The sequence below is a fragment of the Phytobacter sp. V91 genome (assembly GCF_965644225.1).
GTDB lineage: Bacteria > Pseudomonadota > Gammaproteobacteria > Enterobacterales > Enterobacteriaceae > CBFFRJ01.
Genome location: NZ_CBFFRJ010000282.1, coordinates 1 through 1,079, shown reverse-complemented (window position 1 = coordinate 1,079; position 1,079 = coordinate 1). Strand labels below are relative to the sequence as shown.

Genomic DNA, 1,079 nt, shown 5'->3' with positions numbered 1-1,079 from the left:
TAAAACGGTCTGCCGATCATGAATACCATCGGAACCGCGAAGCGGTGACGCTCGCCCTGTAAGGGCGCTACTGTTCTTCACTCCCGCACTCACCGGGGCCGGAGGGTGGTCAGCTGATGCTGTCATAATGTTTTTTTGATATAATTATGATTGAAATCATCAGTATATGATAAAATGGCCGGATGATGATTTTTCCTGCCAGGAAGTCTGATGCCGGAATTAACACCGCTGGCATACCTGCGCACCCCTCACCGCGCTCAGATGCGCAGTATGCCCGCTGGCGCGCCCGGTTTGTGCCGTTGCCGCCCGGTCAGAATCAGACCACTCTGCTGTGCCGGGGTCGGGCTGAACCGCTACAATTTTTATGACAACCTCTTACTGAGGTGACACACAGGATATTTTTTGGCAGTGACACAGACTGACAAGGCCGGGCATCTGGCGTGGTGCGCCCTCGTCGCACTCGGTATGGCCCGGCTGGACGGCACCCTGACCTCCCCGGCACAGGAAAACCTGTTTCTTACCCGCTGGCTGGCCACCGCCCTGAAGCAGCGGCGCTTTCCCCGTGACGTCACCTGCGATATCGAATGGCTGCTGAAGCAGGGACGGCTGCATGGCGTCAGGGCAAAGCTGCCCGGGAAGCTGGATTACCTGTGGCGCTCCTGCACCGGAGACCTCACGGAGCAGAATGACCTGTTTCGCCTGACGTATGCGCTGGAAACGGCGAAGGAGATGCAGTGGCAGTACCGGCTGCTCAGCGACAGGGAGTGGGCCGGCCGTTATGCCCTGCCCCTGAGTGACGCGGTGAACGGAGTGTATCTGTCGCGCACGAATCTGGATGCGGCCTTTGATGACGACGGCCGGCAGGTCAGTCCGCTGCTGGCGCGCATCACCGGCAGGAGTGAAGGCATGGTGACGCTGCTGAGTTCCTGCGGATGGCAGGCAGAAACGGACGGTGAGGCCCTGTACCGGCTGACCGCCGGGCAGGAAAAAGGGTAAGACGATCCTGTACATAAAATTGTGTAATTGCCTGATTTTGATATGTTCAATCCAACATCAAAAGCAGGTTAATTTATGGACGA

Annotated in this window: 1 protein-coding gene; it reads left to right on the top strand. The window is 57.6% G+C overall.

Annotation, left to right across the window (positions count from 1 at the left end):
- The first annotated feature begins 408 nt into the window (after nucleotides 1–408).
- A complete protein-coding gene (locus tag ACSZO4_RS25650) occupies nucleotides 409–996 on the top strand; it encodes a DUF2913 family protein (protein ID WP_437891900.1) in 588 nt (195 codons plus the stop codon).
- Nucleotides 997–1,079 lie beyond the last annotated feature (83 nt).